This is a genomic window from Streptomyces capillispiralis (assembly GCF_007829875.1).
Lineage (GTDB): Bacteria > Actinomycetota > Actinomycetes > Streptomycetales > Streptomycetaceae > Streptomyces > Streptomyces capillispiralis.
On the sequence record NZ_VIWV01000001.1, the window covers coordinates 5,662,731 to 5,687,958 of the forward strand.

Annotated in this window: 21 protein-coding genes; 16 read left to right on the forward strand and 5 right to left on the reverse strand. The window is 70.2% G+C overall.

Annotated elements, in window-relative coordinates; all coding sequences use genetic code 11:
• Positions 1-32: 32 nt before the first annotated feature.
• A protein-coding gene (locus FHX78_RS24685; protein ID WP_145869040.1) for an IS5 family transposase occupies positions 33-841 on the forward strand; the annotation gives its coding sequence in 2 pieces (ribosomal slippage) (positions 33-372 and positions 372-841; 810 coding nt in all).
• Positions 842-856: 15 nt separating this feature from the next.
• Positions 857-2,917: a serine/threonine-protein kinase gene (locus FHX78_RS24690; RefSeq protein WP_145869588.1), complete on the forward strand. Its 2,061-nt coding sequence runs from the start codon at positions 857-859 to the stop codon at positions 2,915-2,917.
• Positions 2,918-3,005: 88 nt separating this feature from the next.
• On the opposite strand, the gene FHX78_RS24695 is transcribed toward FHX78_RS24690, so the two are convergent.
• Positions 3,006-4,079, reverse strand: coding sequence for a restriction endonuclease (locus FHX78_RS24695; protein ID WP_145869589.1), 1,074 nt, complete (start codon positions 4,077-4,079; stop codon positions 3,006-3,008).
• A 255-nt stretch (positions 4,080-4,334) separates the two neighbouring features.
• Here FHX78_RS24695 and FHX78_RS24700 point away from each other — a divergent pair, with 255 nt between their 5' ends.
• Both FHX78_RS24700 and FHX78_RS24705 read left to right on the forward strand, forming a co-directional pair.
• Positions 4,335-4,613: a helix-turn-helix domain-containing protein gene (locus FHX78_RS24700; RefSeq protein WP_145869590.1), complete on the forward strand. Its 279-nt coding sequence runs from the start codon at positions 4,335-4,337 to the stop codon at positions 4,611-4,613.
• 127 nt (positions 4,614-4,740) lie between these two features.
• The gene (locus FHX78_RS24705) at positions 4,741-6,003 is read left to right on the forward strand and encodes a tyrosine-type recombinase/integrase (RefSeq protein ID WP_145869591.1); all 1,263 of its coding nucleotides are present in this window, start codon (positions 4,741-4,743) and stop codon (positions 6,001-6,003) included.
• 191 nt (positions 6,004-6,194) lie between these two features.
• Here FHX78_RS24705 and FHX78_RS24710 read toward each other — a convergent pair whose 3' ends face one another.
• Together FHX78_RS24710 and FHX78_RS24715 are read right to left on the reverse strand one after the other, a co-directional pair.
• Complete coding sequence (locus tag FHX78_RS24710) at positions 6,195-6,602, reverse strand: hypothetical protein (RefSeq protein WP_145869592.1); 408 nt, start codon at positions 6,600-6,602, stop codon at positions 6,195-6,197.
• Positions 6,599-9,076 (reverse strand): AAA family ATPase, encoded by a 2,478-nt coding sequence (locus tag FHX78_RS24715; RefSeq protein WP_145869593.1) that lies wholly within the window; start codon positions 9,074-9,076, stop codon positions 6,599-6,601. Before FHX78_RS24715 ends, FHX78_RS24710 begins: the two co-directional genes overlap by 4 nt.
• Positions 9,077-9,403: 327 nt before the next feature.
• Between FHX78_RS24715 and FHX78_RS24720 the strand changes: the two genes are divergently transcribed.
• From FHX78_RS24720 to FHX78_RS24735, 4 genes are read left to right on the forward strand one after another with little or no spacing between them, the layout of a single operon-like run.
• On the forward strand, positions 9,404-9,802 hold the full coding sequence (locus tag FHX78_RS24720; protein ID WP_145869594.1) for a restriction system modified-DNA reader domain-containing protein: 399 nt from the start codon (positions 9,404-9,406) through the stop codon (positions 9,800-9,802).
• 46 nt (positions 9,803-9,848) lie between these two features.
• On the forward strand, positions 9,849-10,787 hold the full coding sequence (locus tag FHX78_RS24725) for an ABC-three component system protein (protein WP_145869595.1): 939 nt from the start codon (positions 9,849-9,851) through the stop codon (positions 10,785-10,787).
• A 1-nt stretch (position 10,788) separates the two neighbouring features.
• Positions 10,789-11,058, forward strand: a complete 270-nt coding sequence (locus FHX78_RS24730; protein WP_145869596.1) for an ABC-three component system middle component 6 — start codon at positions 10,789-10,791, stop codon at positions 11,056-11,058.
• Entirely contained in the window at positions 11,036-12,778 is a 1,743-nt protein-coding gene (locus FHX78_RS24735; RefSeq protein WP_145869597.1) for an ABC-three component system protein, read from the forward strand. The genes FHX78_RS24730 and FHX78_RS24735 overlap by 23 nt, the downstream gene beginning before the upstream one ends.
• Before the next feature lie 378 nt (positions 12,779-13,156).
• Here FHX78_RS24735 and FHX78_RS37625 read toward each other — a convergent pair whose 3' ends face one another.
• On the reverse strand, positions 13,157-13,453 hold the full coding sequence (locus FHX78_RS37625) for a DUF6087 family protein (protein WP_145869599.1): 297 nt from the start codon (positions 13,451-13,453) through the stop codon (positions 13,157-13,159).
• A gap of 116 nt (positions 13,454-13,569) precedes the next feature.
• Positions 13,570-14,556 carry an AraC family transcriptional regulator gene (locus FHX78_RS24750; protein ID WP_145869600.1) on the reverse strand — a complete coding sequence of 329 codons (987 nt, stop codon included), beginning with the start codon at positions 14,554-14,556 and terminating at the stop codon, positions 13,570-13,572.
• A gap of 125 nt (positions 14,557-14,681) precedes the next feature.
• On the opposite strand from FHX78_RS24750, the gene FHX78_RS24755 reads away from it, so the two are divergent.
• From FHX78_RS24755 to FHX78_RS24790, 8 genes are all read left to right on the forward strand, one after another.
• Positions 14,682-15,995, forward strand: coding sequence for an FAD-dependent monooxygenase (locus FHX78_RS24755; RefSeq protein WP_145869601.1), 1,314 nt, complete (start codon positions 14,682-14,684; stop codon positions 15,993-15,995).
• Positions 15,996-16,130: 135 nt separating this feature from the next.
• Entirely contained in the window at positions 16,131-17,630 is a 1,500-nt protein-coding gene (locus FHX78_RS24760; protein ID WP_145869602.1) for a 4-hydroxyphenylacetate 3-hydroxylase family protein, read from the forward strand.
• A complete protein-coding gene (locus tag FHX78_RS24765) occupies positions 17,617-19,077 on the forward strand; it encodes an MFS transporter (RefSeq protein WP_145869603.1) in 1,461 nt (486 codons plus the stop codon). The genes FHX78_RS24760 and FHX78_RS24765 overlap by 14 nt, the downstream gene beginning before the upstream one ends.
• A 71-nt stretch (positions 19,078-19,148) precedes the next feature.
• The gene (locus tag FHX78_RS24770) at positions 19,149-20,069 is read left to right on the forward strand and encodes an SDR family oxidoreductase (RefSeq protein ID WP_145869604.1); all 921 of its coding nucleotides are present in this window, start codon (positions 19,149-19,151) and stop codon (positions 20,067-20,069) included.
• An 83-nt stretch (positions 20,070-20,152) separates the two neighbouring features.
• Positions 20,153-21,592 (forward strand): beta-ketoacyl [acyl carrier protein] synthase domain-containing protein, encoded by a 1,440-nt coding sequence (locus FHX78_RS24775; RefSeq protein ID WP_145869605.1) that lies wholly within the window; start codon positions 20,153-20,155, stop codon positions 21,590-21,592.
• A 207-nt stretch (positions 21,593-21,799) separates the two neighbouring features.
• Positions 21,800-22,921, forward strand: coding sequence for a monodechloroaminopyrrolnitrin synthase PrnB family protein (locus FHX78_RS24780; protein WP_145869606.1), 1,122 nt, complete (start codon positions 21,800-21,802; stop codon positions 22,919-22,921).
• Positions 22,918-24,201: a flavin-dependent oxidoreductase gene (locus FHX78_RS24785; protein WP_145869607.1), complete on the forward strand. Its 1,284-nt coding sequence runs from the start codon at positions 22,918-22,920 to the stop codon at positions 24,199-24,201. The genes FHX78_RS24780 and FHX78_RS24785 overlap by 4 nt, the downstream gene beginning before the upstream one ends.
• A complete protein-coding gene (locus FHX78_RS24790; protein ID WP_145869608.1) occupies positions 24,198-24,848 on the forward strand; it encodes a DsbA family oxidoreductase in 651 nt (216 codons plus the stop codon). Before FHX78_RS24785 ends, FHX78_RS24790 begins: the two co-directional genes overlap by 4 nt.
• Positions 24,849-25,228 lie beyond the last annotated feature (380 nt).

Sequence of the window (25,228 nt, forward strand, 5' to 3'; positions counted from 1 at the left end):
TACTCGACGATCTCGGTCGGCAAGGTGTCCGGGTGCGTGCTGATCTTGTTCCGGACGACCTGTGGAATCGGGTGGCCCCGTTGCTGCCACCCCCTCCCGAACGACGCCACCGGCATCCCGGGCGGTTGCGTGTTCCTGACCGGACAGCACTCGCCGGCGTCCTGTTCGTGCTGCGGACCGGCGTCGCCTGGCGAGACGTCCCGGCGGAGACTGTCGGCTGTTCCGGCGTGACGGCCTGGCGCCGGCTGCGGGACTGGACCGAGGCAGGGGTCTGGCCACGCCTGCACGCCGCCCTGCTGACTGAGCTTCGCCGCGCCGACCTGCTGGACCTGGACGACTGCTCCGCGGACGGATCACACGTCCGCGCCCTCAAAGGGGGGACCACGTCGGCCCCTCACCCGTCGACCGCGCCCGCCCCGGCTCCAAACACCACCTGATTGTCGACCGCCACGGAACCCCACTCGCCGTGAAGCTCACTGGTGGCAACCGACACGACGTCACCCAGCTCCTGCCCCTGCTCGACGCCGTCCCGCCGATCCGGGGACTGCGGGGACGCCCGCGCCACAAACCTCGACGCCTGTACGCGGACCGGGGCTACGACTTCGACAAGTACCGCCGCCTGCTGTGGAAACGTGGCATCAGGCCCCTGATCGCCCGACGGGGTGTCGCTCATGGCTCCGGACTGGGCAAGGTGCGCTGGGTCGTCGAGCGCGCCTTCGCCTGGCTGCACCAGTTCAAACGGCTCCGCACCCGCTACGAACGGCGCGCCGATCTACATCAGGGCCTGCTCGAACTGGCCTGCAGCCTCATATGCCTCCGCCGCCTTCGGACCTCATTCTGAAACGAGCAGTTAGCCTTGCCGCAGCTCGCCTTCGTGCACACCTTCTGGACCGACTACGAGCAGCTGGAGAAGCCCGTCCGGGCCGGGGTTCGCAAGGCGATCACCAAGTTCCAGTCGCTGACGGTGGCCGAGCTGTACGCGGACAAGGGGCTGGGGTTGTCCGTCGCGCGCATGGCCCGTGATCCGCGGATGAGGACGATACGCATCACGGCCTTCTGGAGGGGCGTGCTCCTCGCGCCCGACGACGGAAGTGAGACCTTTCTCCTCCTCAAGGTGCTGCCACACGACGAGGCCCTGCAGTGGGCCTCCACCCGGCTCTTCTCCGTGAACTCCGCGATGGGAAGCCTGGAGGTGCGGGACGTCGAGGCCATGGAGCGGCTGATCACTTCGCGGCCCGCCTCCCACGCTCCCATGACTCTCTTCGCTCGGTTCTCCGCCGCCGACCTCACAGAGCTGGGCATCGACGGCCAGACCCTGGAGGCCATCCGCACCATCACGGACAGGGCGCAGTTCGACGCCTTCCAGCCACTGCTTCCCGAGGACCAGCGCGAGGTGCTCCATTACCTCGCCGAGGGGTTCGATCCCGCAGAGGTCTTCCAGAACGTCGTCGCTCCCCGGCGGCCAGTAGACGCGAACCCGCCGGCTTCGGCGAGCCTCGCGGATGCCATCGCCCACACGAGCGACCGGATCACCCTTTTCTCGGAAGCCGGGGAACTGGAGGAGATCGCTGGCAAGCCGCTGGTCGCGCCACGAACCGGAGAGCTGCTCAGCCCCTCCAGACGGGGCGAGCGCAAGGACTACGCGTGTGAACGGCTACCCCTCGCCGACGGCGGCCAGGCAGACGTTTTCAAGGCGGTGCACAAGCCCAGCGGCAAGGTCGTCATCCTCAAGAAGCTTAAGGACAAGTACCCGCCCGGCCGTCAAGTTGCCCGCATGAAGCGAGAGATCGAATTCGGGCGCAGCCTGATCGGGAACCCGCACGCGATGCCGATCCTGGACTTCGATCCCAAATACACCTGGTTCGTCATGCCGTACGCGGAGGCCACCGCCGAGAGCTGCCGGGAGGAATTCTCCGATGATGCGGCCCTGCGGGAGCTGCTGGAATCCCTCTGCTCGGTCCTCGCGGTGGCGCACCGTGAGGGATGGATCCACCGGGACATCAAGCCGGCCAACGTCCTGCGTCTGAACGGCCGCTGGGTCCTGGCGGACTGGGGGATCGTGCGGCGGCCCCTGGGCCAGACGACCGATCCACAGCGCACCCGCGTGGGGGTCTTCCTCGGCTCCGAGGGTTTCGCGGCCCCTGAGCACTACAACGACGCCCACCACGCGGGCCCCACCGCTGACATCTACAGCCTGGGGCAGCTCATCGGATGGGCCGTCACGGGCGAGATGCCCCTCGTGAACGTCCCGTTGCTCCCCAAATCGGGCCCCTGGCGTGCGATCGTCCGGGAGGCGACCCAGAGGGCCCCGGAGCGACGCCCGGCCACGGTGTCCGCCTTCCTCGATTTCGTCGCGCAAGAGCTGGACGAGCCGGCGGAGCCCGTTGCGCTACGCGGCGAGCACCTCCAGCGGGAACTGTTCGCCGGGTCGACGGGTGCGGGGTCGGACCTCCTGACGCTGGCCGCTACGCATCCCGACGACGCTGCTCTCTACTTCGACGTGCTGATCAAGGTTCCCGTCGTCTCGATCATGGCGGACCTGCTGGCCGACGCCGCTCGTGCTGTAGAGGTCGTGTCCGCGATGGCGACACTCTTCGGTTCGGACGTCTCCCACGGTTCCGAGGAACTCGGCGCCACCGTCAAGTGGCTGGCCAGTATCGCCGAGGAGGCGGCCCGGGCGAGGGAGCTCGATCTCTTGGAAGCGTGCTGCGGCGGCGCGTTCGAATGGATCCCCCTCCTGGACGACCAGAGCGGGCAGGCCGATGGCTTCTCCTGGTGGACGACGCTGATCGGGGACGCCGCCAGCTCGGTGGCGGCGATGCTGCGACAGCACCCGGAGTGCGTGACGTACTTCGGCCACCTGGCGCACGACCTCCGCGTCGACCACCGGATTCGCGCGGCCATCGCCCAGCAGTAGACCGGTTCGGCGCAGGCGGCGCGGTGCAGCGCCCTCAGTGGTCAGGTAGCCGTACTCGTCTCGGATGTCCCATGTATATGCCAACTCGTCAGCGGCGTCGAAGCTCGGTTGACTCATACATGAGCTGATATACGTGGAGGGCTGAGTTTTTCATTCGGTAGATGGTGATGTTTGACAGAAAGTCTGTCTTTACTGCGGCACTCCGCCGTTGCTGCCCGTCCTCATCAGCGCCGACGATCCAGTCCTCGATGTGCTGCGGCAGTATGAATGTGAGGCGATAGGAGGCAGCGTCACCATTCCTGGGGGTGATGATCCACTCTGCGTCACCATGATCGGCCGTGCGTCTGATGCGGACTGGGTGCGTTGGATTCCGGGAGGCGTAGTCGAGGAATCCCTTTCGGTTGGTGGTGTGCAGGGGAAGAATGAATGGCGCTGCAGGAAAGCCGATCAATAGCTCTGCCTCGCCGTGTTCGTTGATGCCCTGGACGAAGTCATTCAGGGCGCCTTGTATGGCCCGATCGGCGGGAGCCGACAGTCCCTCATCGATCAGTGCAAACGAATCGCCAGGCACTTCCCGCGGTGTCTCCAGGCTCAGCCGCACCATGGTGCGTACCCAGTTCACGATCCGATTCGGGACATCTTGCCCCGGTGACGCGGCGCAGATCGCGGAGGCCAGAGTGTAAATGTGGTCCCGTAGCCATGTGAATGAGTCCCCCGATAGATCGATCAGTGAGATTTGGTGTGCAAGGGCGAACTGCTGGGCATTTTTGCTGAATCCACTGGTCGAGAAGAGGGCGTAGGAGTAGTGGTACCGGCGTCGAGGACGGCTGCTACCCCCATACGTGAAGTTCTGGTTCACATCACTGATAACGCCGTGCGCGTTGCGGACGATGTCCAGTCCGCAGGTGCGCTTCTTGTCGTAGAACTTCGCTTCCAGGAATAAGCGGATAGGCAATGAGAACGCCGGAGTGAAAGGGAATTCACCGAGGGCATCGACCTGGTGTTCTGTTCCCCGCCCGACGACGTGGAGCGTGTTCCGTCTCTTGACGAGTTCGGATCCATCCTTGTCTCCCTGGGTCAGGAGACTGTAGCCGCTGTTGCGGAGCAGCCATGCCAGAGCCTCTTCGAGTAGATAACCCCTCAGTGCCTGTGCGGTGGCCATGACAATACCCCTTTGTCGTCCCCGGGTGCTTCTGGGCAGGCTACGGCACGGCTTGGGCAACTAGCCATGAAGTCATGTGAGTTGACCTGCATCCACTCTTGGGCCTCGCCATATCACGACGGGGCAGCCGCACCAAACCGCTGAATCCTCGGATTCTGAACCTGCTCGCCGACGGTGTTCCGCGCGGCTTCGCTGCGCAGTGGGCGGGAGGACGAACGACCGCTGCTTTGGCAGCGCTTACCCCGGAGACACGCGATGCGTAACCAGTCCAAGCCGACCGTTGAGGCTGCCTTCCTGAATGTTCAGGACACTGCGAAGTACATGGGCATCTCGGTGAACACCCTCTACGTCTGGCGTCACCGCCGGCAAGGGCCGCCCAGCTTCCGGATGGGGCCAGGCGGGAGGGTCATGTACCGCCGGGACCTGCTTGATGCGTGGCTCAACGAACAGCAGCAGGCGGACTCGCGGTCGAACCCGGCTCTCAATCCGCTGAGCAAAGCGCCGCAGCAGCGCGAACGACGCCGGGCTGTTTGACCTGGGAGAACGGTTCCGAGGAGTTCAGCAGCACTCGGAATTTCATGTGCACGGAGATCGTCTGTGTGTCTGATCGCGACGCAGGTCGTGCCGAGAGAACCATGACCAGGCCAAGGAGAAGACGCGCATGGCGGGCTACATCGAGGACCGATGGCTCAAGAAGCGGCCGAACAAGGAGACGGGCAAGCGCGAACGCACTGCGCTATGGGGCAAGTGCACGCGTTACCGCGTCAAAGGGATACCGGGGGTCCGTGACCGGTCCTTCGATACGGTCGCGGACGCCAAGGCGTGGCTAGCCGAGGCACAGACCGACACACGCCGAGGGGATTTCGTCGATGCGCGGGACGGTGCGATCAGCCTTCGTGAGTACGTTGAGAAGCACTGGTGGCCCTCCCAGGTCCACCCTGCTCAGACGCTGGAAAGCATGAGGCACCGGATCTGGGGGCAGGTGCTGCCGCAGCTCGGAGACCTGGCGCTCAGGGACATCGGCGTCGCGGAGCTGCGCAAGTGGTCGGCCGATGTGCAGAGGGCGGTGGCGTCGAGCACGGCCTATGTCGCGTGGGTGTACCTCAAGGCGATCATGCAGGCCGCAGTCGAGGACAAGCGGCTGTACCGCAACCCGTGCAAGGGCAACAGCTCGATCAAGCCGCCGAAGAAGCCGGAGCGCAAGGCTCGCGCCTGGGAGCAGGATCGTGTCGACGCTGTACGGGAGGCACTGGCCGACCGTTACCGGATCATGCTCGACCTCGGCGTCGGATGCGGACTTCGGCAGGGTGAGGTGTTCGGCTTCAGCCCGGGTGACATCCATGGCGACTTCGTGCACGTAGAGCGGCAGATCCTCATGTACAAGTCGCAGCTTTACTTCGGCCCGCCCAAAGGTGGCAAGGAACGCGACGTACCTCTGCCGAAGGTGCTCGCGAAGCGGCTCCTCACCCACCAGGAACGCTTCGAACCGATCGACGTCACCCTGCCGTGGCTGGATCCCGAGGAACCCGACCTCGCACGCGAGGACCGACGCAAGGTGACCGTCCCGCTGCTCGTCTATACCGGGCGGCGCGGCGCGATCAACCGCACTACCTGGAACACCAAGGCATGGAAGCCCGCGCTCGCCGAAGTGGGAGTCATCCCGCCGCTGCCCGAGCGGCAGCCGGGCGAGAAGCCGTCGCGCGTATGGGAGCCGAGCCGCGAGCACGGCTTCCACGTCCTGCGCCACACGTACGCCTCGGTGATGCTCGAAGCCGGCGAGTCGATCGTCTCGCTCGCGAAGTGGCTGGGGCACTCAGACCCGGCGTTCACGCTCCGGACGTACACCCACTTCATGCCGCAGGCCGGCGCCCGGGGACTGTCCGCCATCGAGGCCTGGTTCACGGACTCGGCCGAAAGTCCCTGAGAAGTCCCAGAGGGCGAAACCAGCCGCCGGATGCCCGCAAACATGCAGGTCAGAGCGTGATCGCTTCCTGAGTGGGGCAGAACCCGGCGTACAGCCCGACTCGTCTGCCTTCACCCCCTCCTCGCAGGTCGTGCGTGCTTCGAGGCCGCGACAGGGGTGGACGGACGGCGAGCTGAGACCGTTCGCGTGTTTCAGAGGCCGGGCGCCCGAACGGCCGGCATCGTTGCGGGCTCCGCCCGTAGGACCATGAGCAGGTCGGTGACCTGCGACAGCCGGGTGTGTATCTCCGCGGGCGTGGGGGGAAGTTCGTACGTCCGGTAGTGGCACGCCGCGCTCAGCGCCGACCAGGTGGTACGGCACCTCCGGGCGGTTTCGTGACCCGCGTACCACTCCAGGCACAGCATTCGATGCTTGCCGATGCGGGTCATCGACGGGGTGATCCGCTGCCAATAGAGGTCCAGGGCCTGGTCGAGCGCCATGCGGAGCAGGACCGCGGCAGCACGGGCGCGCAGGCCGGGAGCCAGTGTGTGCACGGTTCCCGGTGGAGGCCGCAGGAGATCGCCGGCGGCGGTGACGAATGCTTCGGGGGACGCGGTCATCGGGCGCTCCCGGTGCCGCCGGTGGCACTCGTCGTACCGACAGCGAGGCTACGGCGGATCGCCGTCGCGAGGGCCTTGGTCCGGGCCACGAGCGCCTTGCGGTCGTCGACCGTCGGCAAAGGGCCGTGCGCACCGGAGTTGAACGCCTCGATCAGCCTCCACCCGCCGGGACGGAGCTGCTCGACCGCCTCACGCGCGGACTGGCGCTCGTCGCCGAGAAGAGCGAGCGACACGTACTGCTTGGTGCGCTCCAGGCACTCGACGCGCTTCTCGACGGCGCGCAGACCGAGGCCCTGCTCGTCACGGAGCCTGCGCCGGGCGGTCTCCAGACACGCGGCCTCCAAGGCGACCCGGCACATTGCGGGCAACACGTGATTTGCCACGTCCGGGGGCAGGTTCGGGTCGAGGGAAATGGCCCGCGCCTCGGCGAGCGCCTGCTCCACCGGGTCCGTGAGGGCCTCCACGCCGACCACAGAGTCGGTTTGCCGGGTGACCCTCAGGATGGTCGCCTCGATGCCTAGGTGGGCAATGGCCTGCTGGAGCCGGGTGTCGTGGGTGAAGACGATCACCTGCCGGTCGCGGGCGCACTCGTCGAGTACCCGGGCCAGTCCCTCGACCTTCTCCGGGTCCATGGACTGCACGGGGTCGTCGATGACGAGGAAGCCGAACGGGCTGGCCTCGTGCGTGGCGCGCGGGATGAACAGGGCGAGCGCGAGGGAATGCAGTTCACCCTGGCTCATCACGCTGTAGGCCGGGGCGTCCATGTCGTCGACGGAGACACCGAGCTTCACGCTGCCCCGGCCCGGAGTGCCGGCGAGTGTGACCGAACCGAGGGACACGCTGCTGTGCTCGCACAACCGCTGCCAGATCTCCTGGGAGCGCTCCGCGTACGGCCTCAGCCGCTCGTTCCGCAACTCGTCGAGGATCGGCCGCAGCCACTCCCTGGCCTTCTTCGCATGCAGGCGGCGGGTGTGTGCGGTGTCCGCGACCTCGGCGACGGAAAGCCACTCGGTGAGCCTCACGGCGAGGGGCTGCCAGGCCTCGTCGTGCTCGGCGAGATGCGCTCCGGCTTCCTCGCGCACCTGGCGGCAGGCCTCATGCAGGATCTTCGCCGTGCGCTCCGCCCGGTCCGCCAGTTCCCCGGCGTCGGTGACGTCACGGCACAGCGCCCACGCGCGCCACAGGTCGGCGAGCGGCGAGGCTTCCCTCCGGAGGCTGGCGGGGACGGGCTGGACGAGGTCCTGAACGGCCCGCACCGTGAGGGCGAGTTCCCGGCGGGCCGCCTCCACACCCGTGGCCTCGGTCCGGAGCCGTTCCACCTCCGCCCGCGCATGCTCGGCCCACGTCCTGTCGAGCCGGTTCTCGCTGCCGCACACCGGGCAGTCGGGGCTGTCCGACCGCCACCGGTGATCGAGCGCCGCTTCCAGGAGCTCGGCGAGCCGACGGGCGTCCTCGGCGCTGCCGAACCGTGCCTGTTCCGCAGCGGCGGACGCCTCCCGCAGCCGCGTCACGGCCCGGGTGACCGCCGTCAGGTCGGGGCCGGCGAGACTGACGCGCTCACGCAGCCGTGTGAGCTCGTCCCCGTCGGCCGGGGAGCGACCTTCCAACAGGGCCCGTACCCGAGCCGGGTCGGGAGTACGTCCGGACAGCGCGGCAGCGGCCTCGCGCGCCCGGGGGTCATCCAACGCGCTCAGTTGGCCGAGCAGTTCCGCGGTCAGTGAGGCGCTCCGCTTGACCCTGCCGTCGTACTCGCTGTGCGCGTCCTTGACCCGTCCGTCGAGCTCGGCGAGCAGGTCCAGCCCGAGAAGCTTGAAGAAGGCGTCGTGGAGGTCGCTGAGCGAACCGTTGATCATCGAGCCGAGTTCGCTGTACGGGAGGAAGGGCCGCGTCAACTCCAGCGCCCCGGCGTCCACGACCTCGTCCAGCTTCCGTTCCGAGCCGTCCGAGCCCTCGACCCGCGTGCGGGCTTCGTCGACCTTGGCTCCGAACCAGGTCCGCCGCACGGTGACGGTCTCACTCCGCTCGCCCACGGAGAGTTCGGCGGAGACCTCGGGGGTCACATCGGGGCTGTGCAGGTTGCGCCAGCCCTGCTTCCAGTCCCCGGCCCGCTTGCCCTCCCACCGGAAGTTCCGGGCCGTCAGTGCCGTCTCGGCGGCCTCGGCGAAGCTCGACTTGCCGGAGCCGTTGGGCCCGGCGACGACCACCAGGCCGGGGCCCGGAGGCAGTTCGAGCGTGGTCCGCGGACCGATACCGCGCCAGCCGGCCGCGGTGATGGACCGGAGATGCACGGGTCCGGCCCGTCCGCCGCTGTTCCCGGCCCGCTCCTCGGGCAGCAGCTCACGTAGCAATCCCAGGGCCTCGGGTGCGAGGCGGGAGTTGTCCATGCGTGCCAGGAGCAGAGCGCGGAGGGAGGAGTCGGGGGCGGACGAAGTGGTCGAGGAGTTGTCGGGAGATGCGAGGGTCTGCTCGGTCATGCTCAATTCCCTGTGCCGAGCGCAGCGCGGGAGCGCGGCGCGACGAATGGGGCGCTGTTGCCGATATGAGCATGGCGATATTCCGTTAGCTGTGTCAACGCGTATTGGACAGTGAATGCGTTCGAATGCGTGTATGCCTCGGTTCGGCTTCGGGCGCCTCATCGGGCGTCCAGGTGAGGCGGGCGGTGAACCGACGCCTGATCCCGTGCGGGGTGGAGGTCGCGCCAACTGCGGCGGCGTGGGTCGTGTCGCGGGGTAGCTCATTGGACTTCGGTGACCAGTTTCTCTATTTTTCTCCTACGAGTTTCCGAAGAAGGGTGCTGAGGTATGCCGAAGCACACGATCGTCGTGGACCATGAGGTCTACGAGCGGCTCCAAAGGGAAGCCAAGCCGTTCGTCGACAACCCCAACACCGTCCTCCGCCGACTTCTCGACCTCGGCCAGGAAGCGCCGGGGGCCGCTCGGCGCAGAAGGTCGTCGGTGGCCCCACTGCTGACGGCGGGTCTGCTGATGCCGGGGCAGCGGCTCACCTGGCGCAGGCGCAACCTCGGCGAGACCCACACGGCGTATGTGACCGAGGACGGATACCTGCGGCTTGAGGACGGGACCATATGCGACTCCCCGTCGGGGGCCTGCGAGACGGTGGCCGACTGCAAGATCAATGGCTGGAGCGTCTGGTACACCGACGACGGCGTCTCTCTGTCGGCTCTGCGTGACCGGAGATGAGCCGTCCCGTGCCGCAACATCTCAGTGCAAAGAGTCGACGGGGGACATGGACTTCACTCAGCGCATCTTCGCGTACCTGAAATTTCAGCAGTTGCTCACGGACCTGCACGGCGAGCCGTTCGAGCAGTTCTTCCACCGGCTCATGGGGGCGTTGAATCCCGACTACGTGCCGGTGCGCACCCACGGCAACCTGGGTGACATGGGCGCAGACGGCCTGCTCCTCCACGACCGCACGCTCCATGCCTGCTACGCCCCGGAGACACACGACGTCTCCGCGTTCCGGTCCAAGCTCCACTCCGATCTGGACAAGGCGCTGGCCAAACGCGGCGGCCAGTTCGATACTTTTGCTTTCGTCTACAACGACGCTCGCGGCGGCGTCCATCCGCAGATCAGCGTGGTGCTGTCCGAGGCGCAGGAGCAGATCAGGCCGCTGCGCGTGGCGGTGCGTGGCAAGCAGTGGCTCTGGCAGGAGTTCATGCGGCTCGACCGGGTCACGGCAGAGGACCTCCTCGGTTGTCCGATCCCGATCGACGAGCGGACCTACGGCATCGGGCTGGCCGACCTCGAGCCGCTGCTGAGGCAGTTGCGGCAGCGCAGGGAGACTGCCGAGCCGCTGGCCGAAGTGCCCGTCGTCAATCAGCACAAGATCGAATACAACCGCCTCACCGACGATGTGCGAGAGACACTCGTCAAGGCCCTGCGGCACAGTTACCTGGTCGACGAGTACTACGACGGGATCATCCGGGTGAACGAACACGACTTGGTGGCCCGTGGATTCCGCATCTACTTCGACCAACTGCGAGAGACGACCTCCGACGCGGAGGAGTTGTGGCTCGGACTGGAGCAGTACGTGGTGGGCAATGCGCGAGTGACCCACCGCGCCACATGGGCGGCGGCCGTCGTCATCGCGCACTTTTTCGAGCGCTGTGACGTCTTCGACGTGCCGCCGTCCGGTTGGGCGCCGGCGACCACCGGGGAGATGTGACGTGCTCACTCCGACGAAGGGAATCGCTCCCGACCGCGCGTTGCTGGCCGTCGGTGCGCAGATCCTCCTCGCGCTCGACCAGCCCCTCACCGTCAGTCAGGCCTGGGCCCGCTTCAAGGAGCAGCGCGCTCGGCTCGGCCATCACTCCCCGGTCCCGTTCGAGTGGTTCGTGCTCGGCCTGGACATCCTGTACGCGCTCGGCACGGTTGAGCTGCGGCGGGATCTGCTCGTACCGACAAGGAGCGAGGATGCTGCGCCGACTCTCCGCTGACCACGGTTCGTTCCGCACGGTGACGTTCCGTCCGGGAATCAACCTCCTGGTCGCCGACACGACGGAAACTTCACGCGAGACCGACAGCCGCAACGGTACGGGCAAGTCCAGCCTTGTCGAGTTGCTGCACTTCCTCCTCGGCGCCCCCGCGGGCAAGAAGAGCCTCACGTCCCGCCGCGCACTCCAGAAGATCACGTTCGCCCTGACCCTGGACTGGCCCGGCGACGGCCGGGTGACCGTGCAGCGCCAGGGCTGCGATCCGGGTTTCGTACGCCTCGACCCCGACGTCCGGCACGACTCCGGCGGCCTCTTCGACGTCGCCGGCCCGGCGGTGATCCCGACCGCGGAGTGGAACCGACTCGTTGAGCAGACTCTCTTCGGCCTGGGCCTGGACCATCCGGGGATCTCCGGCCGGACGATGCTTTCCTTCCTGATGCGGCGCATCGCGGCGAAGGCGTTCAACGACGCTGTACGGACCTTCCCCCAGCAGTCGGAGGCGGAGGCCACGGCCAATCTCGCCTACCTGCTGGGACTCGACTGGCGGCTCGCCGCCGAATTCCGTGAGCTCGCGGCCCGGGAGTCGACCCGGCGGCAGCTGAGGAAGGCAGTGGACGACCCGGTGTGGGGGCGTATCGTCGGGAGTGTGGCGGACCTGCGCGGACAGATCGCTCTGGCGGAGAACGAGGTGAGCCGTCTCAAGGACCAGATCAGTTCCTTCCGCGTCGTACCGGCCTATGAGGAGCTGAAGAACCGGGCGGACGACATCAACCGCCGGATCCGAGCCATCCCCAACGAGGACATTACGGACCGGCGCAATCTGGAGGATCTTCAGAAGTCCGTTTCGGAGGCCGCCGATCCCGACACCAGCTACCTGGAACGGGCCTACCAGGAACTGGGGGTCACGCTCGGTCGGCAGGTGCGGCAACGGTTCGACGACGTACAGGCGTTCCATGCCTCGGTGGTCCGGAACCGCCGGCGCTATCTGATGGACGAGATGAACACCATTCAGCAGCGACTGGAGGCCCGCAGACGCGAACGGGAACAACTCGGCGAGGAACTGGCCTCCGTACTCAAAGCCCTTGAGGAGGGAGGTGCCCTTGAGGCACTGACCGCCCTTCAGCAGGCGCTGGCACAGAAGCAGGCGTCCGTCGACGCGCTCAAGCACCGCTACGAGGCCGCTCAGGCGCTGGAGAGCAGCGCCCGGCAGATCACGGCGAAACGGGCGGAGCTGCAGGAGGCCATGGCGGCCGACCTCGATGAGCGGCAGACCCAGACGCGGGAGGCCATCCTGCTGTTCGCCGAGTACGCCCGCAGGCTCTACGGGCCCGAGCACGAGGCGTACCTCGCCATCCAGTCCGGGACGAACTCCCTCAAGATCACGCCGTTCATCGACCGGGGCGACAGCCGGGGCATCGGCAACATGGTGATCTTCTGCCTTGACCTCACGGTCGCGGTTATCGCCCGCCGTCATGGACGCGGCCCCGACTTCCTGGTGCACGACAGTCATCTCTTTGACGGGGTCGACGACCGGCAGATCGCCGCGGCGCTCACGTTGGGTGCCGAGGTCGCCGAGGAGGAGGGCATGCAGTACATCGTCAGCCTCAACTCGGACGACCTTTCCAAGGCGGTCCAGCGGGGTTTCGATGTGGAGGACCGCATCATCGAGCCACGGCTGACGGACGGGAGCGAGGAGGGTGGTCTCTTCGGTCTCCGCTTCTGAGCCGGCCCGGCGATCAGGAGGCTGCCGCCGCGCGCCATGCTGTGACATTTTTCGGGAGGGGAGGGTGAGACGACTGAGAAGCCGTTGACGCACAGGCAGGCGCTCGCCGCGGTGATCCAGGGGCTGGGAGGCACCTGGAACTCGAAGTGCGCCTTCGCGGCTAGCTCGTTGCCGCGCTGGTGGCCAGGGAACAGATGGCCGTGTCCAATCGCTCAATGGCCGGTAGGTACGGGCGTAGGGTCCGTCGTCGGTCGCTGTGCGTTCGTCTCGCAGGGACGTGGCCGCCGCCGAGGTGAAGGAAGGCGTTCCCCTGCGGGTTCGGTCGAGATCGCTCGAACCGAACGGGGCGGCTGTGGAGGCAGCCCTCGAAGGAGCCGTTTATCGCGGTGACCGGGGCTTTCGGTGTCTGCCGGGCCCGGGGCCGAGCTTCGGTGCCGGCCCCGAGGACGGGGCTGTCCCTGTGTCGGGGAACAGGACGCGCTGAGCCTCCGCGAGGTTCGCCGCGAAAGCGTAGGGCTCCCACATGTGCCCGTTCCACCGCTGGATCGCACGGGGTGCGTCAGGGTTCAGATGCGCCCCCCGCGGGCCCTCGCCGCTCACGAAAGGTACGGCGCGGAGCTGTCCGACCCTCTCGGCACGGCGCTCGGCCCACTGGGACAGCGGTTCGTCGTCCATGGCTCGGAGGGTAGCGGCTCAGCAGAGCCGGTGTTCCCAGCGCGGCGACGGGCTCCGGTCGACGGACGCGGACATCTTCGAGCACATCGAGCGGACCGTCTGAACTCCGGGACGGTTCAGGCCCGGCCCGGCCCCTCGGGGTGGGTGCGGCGGCGGTTGGTGGGGCGGTGGGGTGGGCGGGTCTGGCGGGTGCGGTACTCGCCGGGGGTCGTGTCGAACTCCTTGCGGAACGCCAGGTGGAAGCCGACCTGGCTGCGGTAGCCGATGCGCTGCGCGATGTCCTGCTGGGGGACGGAGGTGTCCGTCAGCAGGCGTCGGGCCTCCTGGAGGCGGCGGACCGTCAGGTGCCGCATGGGGGGTTCGCCCACCAGCTCACGGAACAGCTGCGCGAACACCGACCGGGACATGCCGGCCTCGCGGGACAGCGACTCCACCGTCCACGGTTCGGCGTAGGAGCCGTGGATCGCCATCAGCGCCCTGCTGATGCCCGGGTGGTGCAGGGCGCGCAGCGCGGGTGACTCCTCCGCCAGTTGCTCCATGGCGATCCGCAGGGACAGGACGAACACGGTCTCGAACGCCCGCAGCGTCACCAGCCGGGTGCCGGGCGCCGTGCGTCTGATCTCGCAGGGCAGGGAGTCGAGGGTGCGCAGCAGCAGCGGCTCGCCCTCGAGCATGTGGCGCCGGAGCACGATGATCTGGGGCAGCGCCTTGTAGAGCCCGGGCTCACCGATCGCGCTGTAGTGCAGGCTCGCGCAGAGCATGCGCGTCCCGTAGGGAGGCGTCCCGACCCTGACCACGTCGGACTCGCCGGGGCGGCAGTGGGGTACCAGGGCCGACAGCGGTGTCGTCTGCACACCGTGTTCGGCGGCGAAGGAGTGGGCGGTGCCGTGCGGGAAGATCGCCAGGTCGCCCTGGTGCAGCTCCACGGGCGTGGAATCGTCGCCGAAGCCGATGACGCAGCCGTTCTCGATCATGTAGTGGACGATCGCGCAGTTGTCGTCGTGCCCCTTGACGCCCCAGGTACCTCCCGCCTGCCACATGCTGTGGAAGACGTCGATCAGCCACAGGGGGCGCAGTACCTCGCTGAGTACGTCGTCATGCACGGACGATCCTTAAAGCGATTCGGCTCTTGATTAATTGATCGTAGTCACCGCTCCACGAACGATGAGAGGCGAAGCCGGGCTGATTGGCCGGTTTGCGGGGGTCGCAGTTCTGGGGGGCTTGTTCCATGAAGATCGTGATTGCCGGTGCGGGCATCGGTGGCCTGACCGCGGCGCTCAGTCTCGACGCCGTCGGACTGCACGACGTCCGTGTCCTGGAGGCGGTTCCGGAGATCCGCCCGCTGGGGGCCGGGGTGAACCTCCAGCCCAACGCGGTGCGTGAGCTGGCCGCCCTCGGACTGGCCGAAAACCTCGCGGAGCTGGGCGCCGAACTGACCGGGCTCGGCTACTACAACCACCTCGGACAGGAGATCTGGCGCGAATCGCGCGGCCGGGCGAGCGACTCCCGGTGGCCCCAGCTGGGGCTGCACCGCGGCATGCTGCAGAAGGTCCTGGCCGACACCGTCCGCGCCCGCCTGGGGGACACGGCGATCACCACCGACGCGCGCGTCACCGGCTTCGCCCCGCTGCCCGGCGGGGGCGTCGAGGTGACCGTGGGCCACCGTGCCGGCGACCGGAGCGCGGACCGCATCCTGGCGGACGTGCTGATCGGGGCCGACGGACTGCGTTCCGCCGTACGGCGGTCCCTGTACCCGCGGGAAGGGGAGCCCCGCTCCCACGGCACCGCCGTCTGGCGGGGCGTGACCCGCGGCGCTCCCTTCCACGGCGGTCGCTCGATGGTCGTCATGGGGGACGGCCACTGGAAGGCGGTCGTCTACCCGCTGGCCGTACGCCCGGACGCGGACGGCCTCGTCCCGGTGAACTGGGCGGTCTCCCGCGCCGGACCCGAGCGGGACGTGCCGCCCGGCCCGGCCGACGACGGCTTCCTCGACGCGGTGTCCCACTGGCGGTGCGGCGACCTGCGGCTGGACGCGCTCGTCACCGGCACCGGCACCGGCACCGGGGCCGTCCCGTCCTTCCCCCTGCTCGACCGGGACCCCGTGCCCCGCTGGTCGTTCGGCGCCACGACCCTGCTCGGGGACGCCGCGCACGCCATGGCCCCGATGGGGTCGAACGCGACGACCCAGGCGGTCCTGGACGCCCGCAGCCTCGCCCACGCCCTGGCCACGCACGAGCACCCGGTCGCGGCCCTCGCCGCCTACGACCGGGACCGCCGGCCCCGGATGAACCGGCTCCAGCTGCTCAACCGCGCCAAGGGGCCCGAAGTGGTGATCGACCTGGTCCACGAGCGGGCCCCGGAGGGCTTCGGACGGGTGGAGGACGTCATCCCGGCCGCCCGGCTCGCCGAGGTCGCCCACACCTACGCCCGCGCCGCCGGCTTCGACGCCGCCTCCGTCAACGCCCCCTCCCCCTACGGCCGTCCGCTCCGGTCGCACCTGCCGCACACCACCGTGCACGGGCGCACCCCGCACGGACGCTGACGCGACCGCCGCGCACGACTTCCGCGCCACCGCCGCGCGGCCCCGCGCGCCACCGCCCGGCAAGCGGCCCGGCAAGCGGTCCGGGCTCCCGAACCTCCCCCGCACGACTCATCGCACCCCTCTGTCAGGAGAGACATGACCCGCAGCGGCCAGGAATACCTCGAATCACTGCGCGACGGCCGGGCCGTCTGGCTCGACGGTGAGCTGGTCAAGGACGTCACCGAGCACCCCGCCTTCCGCAACACGGCCCGCTCCATAGCGCACCTCTACGACCTGGCGCGGGAACCGGAGCTGCGGGACGTCCTGACGGTGCGCCCCGAGGGCCGGGACCGTGCGGTGCTGCGCGCCTACCACGTGCCGCGCACCCAGGCCGAACTGGTCGAGCGGCGCAAGGCGTTCAAGACCTGGTCCGAGGCCAGCTTCGGCTTCCTGGGCAGGTCCCCCGACTACATGGCCGCCGGCAGCGCCGGCTTCGTCTCGGTGCCGGACGTCTTCGCCGGGGAGACCTTCGACGGACGCGACAACCTCGCGGCGTACTACCGGCGCACGTCCGAGGGCGACCTCTACCAGGCGTTCACCATCACCAACCCCCAGATCGACCGCACCAGGGCCGCCGCCGAGCAGGAGGAGGACGACCTGTTCGTACGGGTCGTCAAGGAGCGCGACGACGGCATCGTGGTGCGCGGCGCGAAGATGATCGGCACCGGCGCGGTCTTCGGCGACGAGGTCGTCGTCGGCACGATCGAGCCACTGCCCCGCCAGGACGTCGAGTACGCCCTGTGCTTCTCCGTGCCCCTCGACACCCCCGGGCTGAAGTTCATCTCCCGGACCTCCTACGAGGCACGGGCCCGCAGCGTCTTCGACAACCCGCTGTCCGCCCGCTTCGACGAGAACGACGCGCTCCTCGTCTGCGACGACGTGTTCGTCCCCTGGGAACGCGTGCTGACCTACCGGGACGTCGACACCACCTTCAAGATGTGGTGGTTCACGCCCGCCTACAACAACTTCGTCCACCAGGCCGCCACCCGCTTCTGGACCAAGCTGGAGTTCCTCACCGGCCTGGCCATCCTCGTCACCCGGGCCAACAACACCTACGACCTGCCGCCCGTGCGGACGCAGATCGGCCGGCTCATGGGCTGGCTCAACATCGCCAAGTCGATGGTGCTGGCGGCCGAGACGACGTACGAGCGCGTGCCCGGCGAGGGCGGTGCCGTGCACATCAACCGGGAGATCGCCTCCGCCCACCGGGCCATGGCCGGCGACCTCTACCCGAAGGTGCTCGCCGAGATCAAGCTGCTGGCCGGCGGCGGCCTCATCCAGCTCCCGGCCTCCGGTTACGACCTGACGCACCCGGAACTGGGCCCGCTGGTCGCCAAGTACGTGCGCTCGCCCGGCACCCCGGCGGAGCAGCGGATCAAGCTGCTGAAGCTCGCCTGGGACGCCCTGGGTTCGGAGTTCGCCTCCCGGCACGAGCAGTACGAGCGCTTCTACCACGGCGCGCCCCACGTCTACCTGCCCGGCATCGTGCGCGACGGCGACCCCGACCTGCTGGCCGCCTTCACCCAGTCCTGCCTGGACGGTTACGAGATGGACGAACTCCCGGGCGGCGCGGGAGGTTTCGATGGCGTCCGCTGACCGCCGGCGGGCCCTGGCCCTGCTCGCCTGCACCCAGTTCGTCCTGCTCCTGGACACCTCGATCATCAACGTGGCGGCGCCGTCCATCGGCGAGAGCCTGGACATCTCGCCCGCCGCGCTGTCCTGGGTGGCCAACGCCTACCTCGTCTCCTTCGGCGGGCTGCTGCTGCTCAGCGGCCGCGCCGCCGATCTGCTCGGGCAGCGCGCTGTGTTCGCGGCCGGGCTGGGTGTCCTCTCGGCCGCCTCGCTGCTGGGCGCCCTCTCCGACAGCGCCGCCCTGCTGATCACCGCTCGCGCGGTCCAGGGCGTCGGCGCGGCCATGGCCGGCGCGGCGGCGTTCGCCCTGGTGCTCACGCTCTTCGAGGGCGGACCCGAACGGCACCGCGCGCTCGGGGTGTTCGCGGCGATGGCCGGCGCCGGAGGCGCCGCCGGCACCGTGCTCGGCGGGGTGCTCACCAGCTGGCTGGGCTGGGAGTCGACCTTCGTGCTGAACGTGCTGGCCGGCGCCGCCCTGCTGCTGCCCGTGCCGAGGCTGCTGCCGTCCGGCACGTCCCGTGCGGCCGACAGGTCCGCTGCACCGGCCGGGCGCGGTTTCGACGTGCCCGGCGCGGTGACGGTCACCGCCGGCCTGGGGCTGCTGGCCTTCGCCGTGGTCAACGCGGGCGAGGCCGGCTGGAACTCCACGCCGACGCTGGCCACCGGGGCGGCCGCCGTCCTGCTGCTGGCGGCGTTCGTGCTGATCGAACGCCGGGTGCCGCACCCGCTGGTCCCGCTCGCCGTGCTGGCCCGGCCCACGCTGCGGCTGGCCAACGTCCTGGCCGCGCTGTGGCAGGTGTCGCTGTTCCCGATGTTCTTCCTGGTGAGCCTGTACCTCCAGGCGGTGCTCGGGTACGAACCCGTCCTCGGCGGCCTCGCCCTGCTCCCGCTGTGCCTGGTCGTCATCACCGTCGCCTCCCTCACGGACCGGCTGATCGGCCGGTTCGGGCTGCGCGCGGTGATGGGCGCTGGGTTCGCGCTGGTCGCCGTGGGCATGGCCTGGCAGTCGCTGCTGTCGGCCGACGGGTCGTTCGTGACGGACGTCCTGCCGCCGAGCCTGGTGCTGGGCGTCGCCCTGCCCCTGGTCTCCATCACCGCGAACGTCGCGGCCACCCTCGACACCCGCGAGGAGGAGGCCGGCCTTGCCTCCGGCCTGGTCAACACCAGCCTGCAGTTCGGCTCCGTCATCGGGCTGGCCGTCCTGTCCGGTGTCGCCGCCGCACGCACCGACGCCTCCTCCGCGGCCCACGACGTGGCGCTCACCGAGGGCTTCGGCACGGCCCTGCTGATCGGGGCGGTCCCGGCCGTGGTCGCCCTGCTCCTCACCTTCCGGCTGCGGCTGCCCGCACCGGACGCCCCGGCACCGCCGGAGACGGTCACCGCCGCCGAGCGACGGCGCGCCGTGCCCTGAACACAACACCCCGCACACGTCCCCATGAACCTCAAGAACCCCCCTGCAGACCCCATGATGAAAGGCACGACATGACAGAACAGCACCGCAAACGCGTCCTCGTGACGGGAGCCAACGGTTTCCAGGGCGGTGCCGTGGCCCGGCTGCTGGCCGACCAGGGCCACGAGGTGCGCGGACTCGTCCGGGACGAGACGAAGGCCGTGGCGTCCCGCACCGCCGGGATCACCCCGGTGCGCGGCGACCTGGGCAGCCCCGAGGACCTGCGCGCCGCCTTCCGGGACGTCACGCACGCCGTCGTGGTGATGCCCCTGGAGTACGACCCCGACACGGTGGCGGGCTACGCCCGCAACATCGCCGAGGCCGCCCGCGAGGCCGGGGTGCGGCGGCTGGTCTACAACGTCAACACCCCGGTCCCGGACGAGACCACGCCGTACGCCGGGTTCGAGACGCGCCGCCTGGCGGAGGAGGTGCTGCGCGGCGGCGAGGTGCCCGTGGTCGTGGTCAGGCCGCCGGTCTACCTGGAGAACCTCTTCAGCCCCTGGAACGGCCCCGCGATCGTCAACGACGGTGTCCTCGCCTACCCGCTGCCGGCCGGGCAGCGCGTGGCGTGGATGAGCCACGGCGACCTCGCCCGCGTGGCGGCCCGGGCCCTGGACGACGACGTGCCGGCCGGCCAGGTGCTGAACGTCGGCGGCGCCGACGTGTTCACCGGCCCGGAGCTGGCCGACGCGTTCGGGCAGGCGCTGGGCCGGGAGGTCCACTACGTGCCGCTGGACGTCGCGCAGTTCGAGCAGGGGCTCGCCCGGATGCTCGGCGCCGAGGCCGCGGCGGGCGTCGCGGGGATCTACCACTACGCCGGCACCGGCCGGGCCGGTGACCTGCTCGCCCCGTCGCCCGCCGCCGTGGAGGGCGCCCTGGGCGTGCGGCTCACCCCGGTGATCGAGTGGGTCAAGGCGCAGCCCTGGGAACACTGGGCCCGGTCCGCCGGGTGATCCGCTGCCGGCACCGGGGCGCGTCCACGTGGCCCGGTGCCGGCCGGCGGCAGGTCAGTCGCACACCACACGGGGGGAAAGACGTGTCACACCAGAGCAGCCCGCTCGCCCAGGGGCGCACGCCGGTGCCCGTCGCCGTGATCGGCGTCGGATGCCGCCTGCCGGGGGCACACGGCTCCGGGCAGCTGTGGGAGCTGCTGCGCTCCGGCCGGGACGCCACCCGCCCCGCGCCCGCGGACCGGTTCCCGCCCGGCACGACCGTGCCGGCGGGCGGCAGGCGCGGTGGATTCCTGGACGGCGTCGAGGAGTTCGACGCCAGGTTCTTCGGCATCCCGGACGACGAGGCCGCCGCGATGGACCCCCAGCAGCGCCTGCTGCTGCTCACCGCGTGGGAGGCCGTCGAGGACGCGGGCCAGGACCCGCGGCGGCTCACGGGCAGCCGTACCGGCGTGTTCGCCGGGCAGTCGCACGCCGACCACTGGGAGCGGCTGCGCGAGGCCCGGGCCGGATCGCTCGACCTGGACGCCCTGGTCGGCGGCCACCAGCGGGCGATGCTCGCCGGCCGGCTCTCCTTCCACCTCGGCCTGCACGGGCCCAGCGTCACCCTGGACTGCGCGCAGGCCTCGTCGCTGGCCGCCGTCCACCTGGCCTGCCTCAGCCTGCGCGCGGGCGAGTCGGAACTCGCCCTGGCCGGCGGCGCGAACCTGCTGCTCGGCACCACGGCCACCGAGGTGTTCGACCGTGCCGGAGTGCTCTCCGGCGAGGGGCGCTGCCGCTTCGGGGACGCCGGCGCGGACGGTTTCGTACGGTCCGACGGTGTCGGCGTCGTCGTCCTCAAGGCGCTCGACCGGGCCGTCGCCGACGGCGACCGGATCCGCGCGGTGATCCTGGGCAGCGCCATGAGCCACGACGGCGCCACCAAGGAACGCGTCACCGACCCCTCCGGCCGCGGCCAGGCCCTGGCGATGCGCTGGGCCTACCAGGACGCCGGGATCGCCCCGGGTGACGTCGGGTACGTGGAGGCGCACGGCACCGGCACCCGGATCGACGCGGTGGAACTCGGCGCCCTCACCGAGGTGCTGGCCGAGGGACGTCCGCCCGGACGGCCGTGCCTGGTCGGCTCCGTGAAGACCAACATCGGGCACTGCGAGGCCGCCGCCGGCGTCGCGGGGCTCATCAAGGCGGTGCTCTGCCTGGAACACGGACAGGTGCCGCCCAGCCTGCACCACGACACACCCTCACCCCTCGTCGACTGGGACCGGCTGCCCCTGGTGGTGCCGGCGTCCCCGCGGCCCCTGCCCGCCGTCGCCGGACGGCCCGCGATCGCGGCCGTCAACGGGCAGGGCATGTCCGGAACCAACGTCCACGTGGTCCTCGGCCGGGGTCCCGGCTCCGGCACCCCGGCCGGGGACCACGACGTAGCGGAGGCCCTCCCGGACGGGCGCGGCACTCCGCCGGCCCGTGGCCGGCACCTCCGCGCCCACTCCCCGGCCGGTACCGCCCCGTCCCCGCACCGGGACTGACGGGGCCGGGGCCCGCCCCTCGCGGGTGCGGGACCGGCCCGACCGCGCCACCCGTTGATCCACCGGCCTTCCGCCGTTCCTCCGACCTGCCGCCACACCGTCGTCACCGCCGCCCGCGCGGCGGGCACGCGGTGCGCCCCGGCATGCCGGGCGGCGGCGGGAGTCCGCGACCGACGACTCCGTGACGACTCAGTTTGGAGACACACCATGACCAGCACGCTCGGCATCGATCTCGGCAGTTCCCCGCGCACGGCGGTGATCCGGGAGCTGGACCCGCTCGCCGCCGACGGGCCCTGCCTCGACCTGCGCCACCACAACGAGCGCTCCGACGTCCCCGCCCTCGTGGCGGCGCTGCGCGCCCTGGTGCCCTCCGCCGACGAGGTCGCCGGGTACTCCGTGGAGGCCTGCGTGGCGGCCATGCGCGACCTCGGCATGTTCCTCGGGTCGATCAAGCGGCACGGCCCCGAACCGCTCCCCCTGGTCCCGGAGGTGCTGCCCGTCCTGCTGGAACTGGGGCGGCGCACCGACATGGTGCCCCGCGACACGGTGCACCACTACACCAACTGGAACCCCACCGGCGGCCGCCAGCGCATGTACACGGGAGACATACAGGAGGCCTATCTCCAGGAATCCGTACGCATGGTCTTCCCGCACCTGCGCGAGGCCCTGGAACTGGCGGAGCGGCTGAGCGGCGCCGAGGTCGCCGACGCCAAGTTCGCCGCGCTCACCGAGGAGCTGACCGGCCATGTGGAGGCGATGGTCTCGGCCATCGACATGGTCGTGGCCAAGGTCAGCCCGGAGTTCTTCGCCCGGGGGCTGCGCGCGTACTTCGAGGAGATCACCCTCGACGGCCGGGTGCTGCTCGGGCCGGCCGCCGCGCAGGTCCCCCTGTGGCTGATCGACCAGGCGATCTGGGCCGCGGACAACAGCGAGCCCGAGTACGAGGAGTTCCTGCGCGACTCGGTGCCCTACAGCCTGCCGCGCTGGCGTGAGCTGTACGACCGCTGGACGGGCGTACCGTCGGTGGTCACCCGGCTGGTGGAGGCCTACGGCGACGACCCGGACGGCGCCGAGCGCCGGATGCCGGGCCTGAGACCGTCCACCGAGGCCCTCGCCCGCCTGCTGCGGGTGATCATCGTCTTCCGCGGCCGCCACCTGGGCATCGCCCGCAAGGCCTACGACGCCGACCTGCGCCTCTACCCGGTGGGCAGCGGCGGCGCCAGCGTCGACCTGCTGCGGCAGATCATCGACCTCACCCGGGCCACCGCCCGGCTCACCCGGCGCCCGGCCCCGTCCGCCGCCGCGCACGCCGAGCGGAGGTCGGCATGAGCGTCCTGATCGCGGGGGCCGGCATCGGCGGCCTGACCACGGCCCTGAGCCTGCACGCCGAGGGCGTGGACGACGTACGCGTCCTGGAGGCGGTGGCGGAGATCAGACCGCTCGGCGTGGGACTGAACATCCTGCCCAACGCGGTCCGCGAACTCGCCGGACTCGACCTGCTGGACGACCTGCTGGAGGTCGCCCTGCCCACCGGGAGCCTCGGCTACTACAACCGCCACGGCCAGCTCATCTGGCGGGAGCCGCGCGGTCTCGCGGCGGGATACCACTGGCCGCAGCTGTCCGTGCACCGCGGCCGGCTCCAGGCGGTGCTGGCCGAAGCGGTGCGCCGCCGGCTGGGACCCGACGCCCTCGTGACCGACGCCAGGGTCGAGGGGTTCACCCCGCGCGAGGACGGCGGCGCCGACGTGCGGGTGCACCACCCGAGCACCGGGCGGCGCTCCGTGACGGCGGCGGACGCGCTGATCGGGGCGGACGGCATCCACTCGAAGGTGCGCGCCGCCCTGTACCCGCAGGAGGGGCCGCCGCCGTGGAACGGGCTCGTGGTGTGGCGCGGCACCACCCTCGCCCCGCCGTTCCTGGACGGCCGGTCGATGATCATCGCCGGGGACGACCGGCGGCGTGCCGTCGTCTACCCGATGTCCGTCCCCGACGGGCCGGGCGGAGCGGTGCTGATGAACTGGGCCGTGGCACGGGCGGCCGACCCGGAGGCCGTCTTCGAGGACGCCGACTGGAACCGGGCCGTGGCACCGGAAACGTTCCTGCACCACTTCGCCGACCTGGCCTTCGACTGGCTCGACGTGCCCGCCCTGATCCGCACGGCCCGGGAGGCCTACGTGTACCCCATGGTCGACCGGGACCCGCTGCCGCGCTGGACGCACGGGCCGGTCACCCTGCTCGGCGACGCCGCCCACGCCATGTACCCGATGGGGTCCAACGGCGCCACCCAGTCGATCGTCGACGCCCGGGTGCTGGCCCGTGAGCTGGCGTCGCGGGACACCCCCGCCGCGGCCCTGGCCGCCTACGAGGCCGAGCGGCTTCCGGCGCTGACCCGCCTCCAGGCCGGCGCCCGGCGCCGGGGCCCCGAGGTGGTCATCGACCTGGCGCACGAGCGGGCGCCCGACGGCTTCGAGGACGTGACCGAGGTCTTCCCCGGGGACGAACTGCGGGATATCTCGGCGGAGTTCGCGCGGCTGGGCGGCTTCGACCCCGAGACGGTCAACGCCCCACGGCCCAAGGCCGTCCCGACCGGTACCGGAGGCCCGCGATGAGGATCGACATCTGGTCCGACGTCTCCTGCCCCTGGTGCTACATCACCAAGCGCACCTTCGAGATGGCGCTGTCGGCGTCCGGGCGCGGCGACGCGCACGTGGTGCTGCACCCCTTCCAGATCGACGGGGAGCGGCCCGCCGAACCCGTCCCGATGCTCGACTGGCTGGCCGGCAAGTACGGCCCCGAACGCGCCGCGTCGATGGACAAGGAGGTCAGCGCGGCCGGCCCGCGCCACGGCATCGCCTTCCGCAACGCCACGGGCTTCGCGGTCAACACCCTCGACGCGCAACGGCTGTTGTGGTGGGCGGGGCGCACCCGCGGGCGGCAGTCGCAGAGCCGGCTCGAAGAGCTGCTGTTCGCGGCGTACTTCACGCAGAGCGCCGACCTCTCCGACCACGAGGTGCTGCTGACCCGAGTGGAGCGGGCCGGCCTGGACCGCGGTGGGGCCGCCCGGCTGCTGGCCTCCGACGAGGCGGTGGCCGAGGTGCGCGCGGAGCTGCGCCGCGCCCGTGACCTGGGCATCACCGTCGTACCGCGCGTCGAGATCGCCGGCGGGCCGGTGATCGAGGGCCCGCAGGAGGACCCGGAGGTCTTCCTGCGGGCCCTGACCGCCTCCGCCGAGGCCCCCTCGGAGCCACGGCGCTGACCGGCACGGCCGCGGCGGCCACCGCGCCGCCGCGGCCCCGGCCACCACCCCGGTGCGCCGGGCTCGTCCGGGGTGTCGAACAGGGGCGGGGAGGGGCCTCACGGCCGTGTGGTTGGCTGAAACTGAACAGTCGGTGCGTGGAATTGGTCCGTGACATCCGTTGCGTTCCCCCGTTGTTGACGCATTGTCAGGTGAATCGCACGCGCGTTCCTTCTGGTTCTTCTCCCCTGATGGGGTGGTTCGTTCGGTGTCGTCCCGGCTACCACGGCGGCCCCGTACGGGCGATCGAATCGCGACGAACTCGGATTGCTTACTGACTATGCGGTCAGTGGGGACTTCCCGCCCGGCGGGATGGCTAGCATGGGCCGTAACCGGCCGGA

Coding starts and splice junctions, on each gene's coding strand:
- FHX78_RS24735 (WP_145869597.1), top strand. CDS start 11,036: ATGCTGCGCCGACTCTCCGCTGACCACGGTTCGTTCCGCACGGTGACG.
- FHX78_RS24790 (WP_145869608.1), top strand. CDS start 24,198: ATGAGGATCGACATCTGGTCCGACGTCTCCTGCCCCTGGTGCTACATC.
- FHX78_RS24765 (WP_145869603.1), top strand. CDS start 17,617: ATGGCGTCCGCTGACCGCCGGCGGGCCCTGGCCCTGCTCGCCTGCACC.
- FHX78_RS24755 (WP_145869601.1), top strand. CDS start 14,682: ATGAAGATCGTGATTGCCGGTGCGGGCATCGGTGGCCTGACCGCGGCG.
- FHX78_RS24770 (WP_145869604.1), top strand. CDS start 19,149: ATGACAGAACAGCACCGCAAACGCGTCCTCGTGACGGGAGCCAACGGT.
- FHX78_RS24785 (WP_145869607.1), top strand. CDS start 22,918: ATGAGCGTCCTGATCGCGGGGGCCGGCATCGGCGGCCTGACCACGGCC.
- FHX78_RS24715 (WP_145869593.1), bottom strand. CDS start 9,076: ATGACCGAGCAGACCCTCGCATCTCCCGACAACTCCTCGACCACTTCG.
- FHX78_RS24725 (WP_145869595.1), top strand. CDS start 9,849: ATGGACTTCACTCAGCGCATCTTCGCGTACCTGAAATTTCAGCAGTTG.
- FHX78_RS37625 (WP_145869599.1), bottom strand. CDS start 13,453: ATGGACGACGAACCGCTGTCCCAGTGGGCCGAGCGCCGTGCCGAGAGG.
- FHX78_RS24700 (WP_145869590.1), top strand. CDS start 4,335: ATGCGTAACCAGTCCAAGCCGACCGTTGAGGCTGCCTTCCTGAATGTT.
- FHX78_RS24780 (WP_145869606.1), top strand. CDS start 21,800: ATGACCAGCACGCTCGGCATCGATCTCGGCAGTTCCCCGCGCACGGCG.
- FHX78_RS24760 (WP_145869602.1), top strand. CDS start 16,131: ATGACCCGCAGCGGCCAGGAATACCTCGAATCACTGCGCGACGGCCGG.
- FHX78_RS24710 (WP_145869592.1), bottom strand. CDS start 6,602: ATGACCGCGTCCCCCGAAGCATTCGTCACCGCCGCCGGCGATCTCCTG.
- FHX78_RS24720 (WP_145869594.1), top strand. CDS start 9,404: ATGCCGAAGCACACGATCGTCGTGGACCATGAGGTCTACGAGCGGCTC.
- FHX78_RS24695 (WP_145869589.1), bottom strand. CDS start 4,079: ATGGCCACCGCACAGGCACTGAGGGGTTATCTACTCGAAGAGGCTCTG.
- FHX78_RS24705 (WP_145869591.1), top strand. CDS start 4,741: ATGGCGGGCTACATCGAGGACCGATGGCTCAAGAAGCGGCCGAACAAG.